Source organism: Intrasporangium sp., from assembly GCF_039812505.1.
Taxonomy (GTDB): domain Bacteria; phylum Actinomycetota; class Actinomycetes; order Actinomycetales; family Dermatophilaceae; genus Intrasporangium_A.
In genome coordinates, this window is sequence record NZ_JBDIAQ010000210.1 from 1 (window position 1) to 4,551 (window position 4,551).

Annotated in this window: 6 protein-coding genes; 2 read left to right on the forward strand and 4 right to left on the reverse strand. The window is 73.7% G+C overall.

The features are described from left to right. From WMI84_RS17020 to WMI84_RS17035, 4 genes are all read right to left on the reverse strand, one after another. The coding region (locus WMI84_RS17020; protein ID WP_347354966.1) for a translation initiation factor IF-2 N-terminal domain-containing protein at window positions 1–467 on the reverse strand (467 nt) is incomplete at its 3' end. Window positions 468–632: 165 nt separating this feature from the next. Beyond that, the gene (locus WMI84_RS17025) at window positions 633–986 is read right to left on the reverse strand and encodes a YlxR family protein (RefSeq protein WP_347354967.1); all 354 of its coding nucleotides are present in this window, start codon (window positions 984–986) and stop codon (window positions 633–635) included. Then, entirely contained in the window at window positions 983–1,987 is a 1,005-nt protein-coding gene (gene nusA / locus WMI84_RS17030) for a transcription termination factor NusA (protein ID WP_347354968.1), read from the reverse strand. The genes WMI84_RS17025 and nusA overlap by 4 nt, the downstream gene beginning before the upstream one ends. Then, window positions 1,987–2,547, reverse strand: a complete 561-nt coding sequence (locus WMI84_RS17035) for a ribosome maturation factor RimP (protein ID WP_347354969.1) — start codon at window positions 2,545–2,547, stop codon at window positions 1,987–1,989. The genes nusA and WMI84_RS17035 overlap by 1 nt, the downstream gene beginning before the upstream one ends. A 113-nt stretch (window positions 2,548–2,660) precedes the next feature. Between WMI84_RS17035 and WMI84_RS17040 the strand changes: the two genes are divergently transcribed. Beyond that, a complete protein-coding gene (locus tag WMI84_RS17040) occupies window positions 2,661–3,671 on the forward strand; it encodes a hypothetical protein (RefSeq protein ID WP_347354970.1) in 1,011 nt (336 codons plus the stop codon). Continuing rightward, window positions 3,668–4,551: aminoglycoside phosphotransferase family protein (locus WMI84_RS17045; protein ID WP_347354971.1), on the forward strand; the 884-nt coding region annotated here is incomplete at its 3' end. The genes WMI84_RS17040 and WMI84_RS17045, both read left to right, overlap by 4 nt.

The following is a 4,551-nucleotide window of genomic DNA, read 5'->3' on the forward strand; positions in this document are numbered from 1 at the left end:
GCCGAAGCCGCGGCTCGCGCCGCGGCTGCGGCTGTAGTCGCGGCTGGTGCCGAGGCAGCCGCCGCGGCGGCTGGAGCCGGTGCAACGTTGGCCGGCGTCGCCGGAGCCGGTGCCGCCGGGGCGGGTGCCTTGGCCGCCGACGTGGCAACGGCCGGCGCCGCAGCCGGCGCCTTCGCTGCCGGGGTGGCCTGCGCCCGCGCCTCGGTGGGCGCCGGCGCATCCTTGCCGGCCGGGCGGGCCGCGACCTTCGACGGCGCAGCGGGCGCGGCCGCGCGCCTGGGCGTGGAGGTCCCGGCGGCAGCGGCCTTCCCCTGCGGGAAGGTTTCCTTGATCTTGCGGACTACGGGGGGCTCGATCGTCGATGACGCCGACCGCACGAACTCTCCTTGGCTCTTCAGGTGGGCGAGCAGCACCTTGCTCTCGACCCCGAGCTCCTTGGCGAGCTCGTAGACCCGGACCTTGGCCACATCTCTCCTGTCTCGGTCCGACCGACAGGGTGGCCGAACCGTCGTTACGACTGGGGCTTGCTCATCGCTGAGTACTCATCGGGTGCTCATCACGCTTCAACCCGCCTCATGTGCGTTGACCGTTCCTTGTTTCGGGTGGCCGGCACGAGCGTGCCGACCGGGGCGCTACGGGTGCCGGACCCCGAGATGCCGGGCGACCCGGTGGAGATCGACCGGCCCCTGCAGGTGCAGGGCACGTCCGAACGCCTTCCGGCGCACCGCCAGCTCGAAGCACTCGAACGTTGGGTGCATCCACGCACCACGCCCGGGTTTCCGACGCCTCGGGTCAGGACCGAGGATGGTCGCCCCACTGGGGGGCACCCCGTCCGCAGCCTGGTCCGCGACGACTCGCAGCAGCGCCGACCAGCTATCCGTGCGTCGACATCCCACACAGGTGCGGGATGGCTCAGCTCGGGGTCCAGTCCGGTCGGCCACGCACCAGTCTAGCGCGTATGCCGCCCTGCTTGTTCCCCGCCTCACTCCTGCTCGGTGTCGGGCCGGATGTCGATGCGCCAGCCGGTGAGCTTGGCGGCGAGCCGGGCGTTCTGCCCCTCCTTGCCGATGGCCAGGCTCAGCTGGTAGTCCGGCACGGTGACCCGAGCGGCGCGTGCCGCGGGGTCGACGATCTCGACGGACTGGACCCGTGCGGGGCTCAGCGCGGCCGCGACGAACGCCGCGGGGTCGTCCGAGAAGTCGACGATGTCGATCTTCTCGCCGCGCAGCTCGGTCATCACGGCCCGGACGCGGGCGCCCATCGGCCCGATGCAGGCCCCCTTGGCGTTGACGCCGGGCACGGTCGAGCGCACCGCGACCTTTGTCCGGTGACCCGCCTCGCGGGCCAGTGCCGCGATCTCGACGGTGCCGTCGGCGATCTCGGGGACCTCGAACCGGAACAGCTGACGGACGAGGTTCGGATGGGTGCGCGACAACCCGACCTGCGGTCCCTTGAGCCCACGCTTGACACTCACGATGTAGGTGCGCAGCCGGTCACCGTGCAGGTAGCGCTCCCCCGGCACCTGCTCGGCCAGCGGCAGCAACCCCTCGACCGAGCCGAAGTCGACGTGCACGTTGCGCGGATCCTGGCTCTGCTGGACCACGCCGGAGATGACGTCGCCCTCGCGGCCCCTGAAGTCACCGAGGACGGCCTCGTCCTCGAGGTCGCGAAGCCGCTGGACGATGACCTGCCGTGCGGTCGCGGCCGCGATGCGCCCGAAGCCTTCCGGGGTGTCGTCGAACTCGGGCCCGGGCTCCGCGCGCTCCGGGCGCTCGTCGTCGACGGAAGGGAGCAACTCGCCCTCCTCGCGAGCCCAGACGACGACGTGGCCGGTCTTGCGGTCCAGCTCGACCCGGGCGATCCGGTAGCTGCCCTCGGTGCGGTGGTATGCCACGAGGAGGGCCTGCTCGATGGCGGGGATCAGCACCTCGAGGCTGATGTCGCGCTCGCGCTCGAGGGCGCGCAGGGCTGCCAGGTCGATGTCCATCAGCTCTCCTCCTCGATCGCCGGGCCGTCGTCTGACGGCTCGGCGCCGTCATGGCCACCCCGGTCGAACTCGACCTGGACGATGCCCCTCTCGACGTCGTCGAGCCCGACCCGGACCGGCTGAGCCGCAGCCTTCCCGACGCCCGGCACGGCGAGTTGCACCATGTCGGTCCCGACCGCGACGACCCGACCGGTCACCGTCCCGGCAACGCGCCGGATCTCGACGAGCCGCCCGACGTTGCGGCGGAACTGGTCGCGGGTCGTGAGCGGGCGGGTGACACCGGGCGATGACACCTCGAGCACGTAGGGGCCCTCGCCGAGCAGGACCGACGCCTCGAGCGCGGCGCTGACGGCGTGCGTCGCGTCGGATACCTGGTCGAGGGACAAGGGCGCGACGATGCTCGTCTCGTCGGCATCGTCGAGCCCGGCCAGGTCGGTGTCGACCAGCACCCGCACGACACGTCGCCGGCCGGCAGGCGAGACGGTGACGTCCTCGATGACGAGACCGAGAGGTGCGACGACCGGCCCGAGCGACTGTCTCAGCTGATCGGCCGCACTCATGAGCCCGTCCTTCCTGTCTTCTCGAATCCGGCGCTCGCAGGGCACCCGTGGGACCAACTCTAGGGGACGTGCTCGGTCCCGGCGCGTCCGAGCCGACGTGCCATGATCTCGCCATGGGCGTGGACGGCGGGGCCGGCGACGACCGGCCCACGCCTGCCGCCCCGACGTCGCCCACCCCCTCGCGACGCAGCTTCCTCGGCGCGGGCCTCGGTGCCTCGGCGGCCCTGCTCGGCGGGTGCGGGCTGCGACTCGACCTGCCCCGACTGCCACCACCGGTGCCCACCCGGATGCGGGTGCCGGACGAGGACCTGGTCGTCGCCTTCGTCCAGGACCTGCGAGCGTTGCGCGCTCGCGGCCGACGTCTCGCGGCGAGCGAGCGCCGTCGGCCCGCGGTGGCTGACGCACTGCGGATCCTGGGACGGCAGGACACGGTGCTGACCGGGCGTCTGACCAACCAGGGCGTGCCGACGACGGAGATCGGCGGCGCCGCGACCGCGACGCCGTCGGGCAACGCGGCCACCGGCCAGGCAGCTGCCCGGCCCTCCGGCCCGCAGGACTCCGCCGGCTTCGCGAAGGCGCTGACCGACCTGCCACCAACGCGCTGGGACTCGCTCGCGACGGCGAGCGCCGCCAACCGGGAGGTGCTGCTGTCCGCGACGTCCGCCCGGCTGGCCGCTGCGGTCCGCCTCGGGCGTACCGTCCGGATCCAGCGGGGATCCCAGCAGCTGCACCCGAGTCTCGTGGAGCACACCGCCGCCCTCGTCTACGGCTTCGAGGTCGTGGCCGCCCAGTCGGTGGGCGCGACCCGCCGCACCGCCGTCGACACCCTGAGCGAGCTGCGCCGAATCCTCGAGGAGCTCGGCGCGGACCTGCCCGACAGCGCGCCGCCACCCGTCGGCTGGGCACTGCCCTACCCCGTCACGACGCCCGGCGCCGCCCAACGGCTCGCCAAGGACCTGCTCACCCGGGCCGTCGCGGCCACGACCACGCTGGTGTCCGCCCCGTCGCCCGCCGGCGACCTGGCCACGGTGGGCACGTGGAGCGCGCGGGTGCAGGCACTCGGCCCGGCACACGGCATACCGCTCGCGGCGTTTCCGGGCACGAGCGGGACCCGGCCGACGTGAGCCGCCTGGTGCCGGCGAACTTCGCGGAGCGTGTCAGCGGACATGCGAGCGACGGCTACGTCTCGGGGGCGGACTGGACGGCCCGACTGCCCCGGCTGCTCGACGAGCTGCTGGCCGAGTGGGAGCTGGAGCCGGTCGCGCCGACGATGACCGGCCAGTGCTCCGTGGCCGTCCCGGTCCGGCTGATCGGCGCGGGCCGCGAGCTCGCAGGAGCCGGCGGCGAGGCGGTCCTCAAGGTCACCTGGCCCCACCCCGAGGCCGCGAGCGAGGCCCTGGCCCTGCAGCTCTGGAACGGTCGCGGTGTCGTGCGTCTCTACCGCGCCGACCCGGCTCGCTTCGCGATCCTGCTCGAGCGGCTGCAGACCCGCGACCTGCACGGCGTCCCCGTCGACGCGGCGTGCGAGGTCATCGGAGACCTCCTCGCGAGGTTGCGTCGGCCTGCACACCCGCGGGTGCCGCGCCTGACCGAGTACGCCCGACGGCAGGCCGTCGAGCTGCGCCGGGCCCCGCCCGTCATCCCCCGCCGCTACCTCGAACAGGCCGCCGCGCTCGCCAGCGAGCTGGCCCGGTCCGAGCCCGCTGAGGAGGTGCTGCTGCATACCGACCTGCACTATGCGAACGTGCTCGGCGCCCGGCGCGCCTCCTGGCTCGCCATCGACCCGAAGCCGATGGCCGGCGACCCCGCCTTCGAGGTCGCCCCGGCGCTGTGGAACCGGGCCGACGAGCTCGGCACGGGCTCCGGCATCCGCTGGTCGCTGCGGCGACGCCTGGCGATCATCTGCGAGCGGGCCGGCCTCGACGAGGACCGCGCGCGGGCGTGGACCATCGTGCGCGAGGCCGACAACGCAGTGGACGCGGCGGCCCAAGCTCCGCCCGGCCG

Bases quoted from the DNA above. Each gene is read 5' to 3' on its own strand.
- nusA (WP_347354968.1), bottom strand. From the start codon at position 1,987: ATGGACATCGACCTGGCAGCCCTGCGCGCCCTCGAGCGCGAGCGCGAC.
- WMI84_RS17035 (WP_347354969.1), bottom strand. From the start codon at position 2,547: ATGAGTGCGGCCGATCAGCTGAGACAGTCGCTCGGGCCGGTCGTCGCA.
- WMI84_RS17040 (WP_347354970.1), top strand. From the start codon at position 2,661: ATGGGCGTGGACGGCGGGGCCGGCGACGACCGGCCCACGCCTGCCGCC.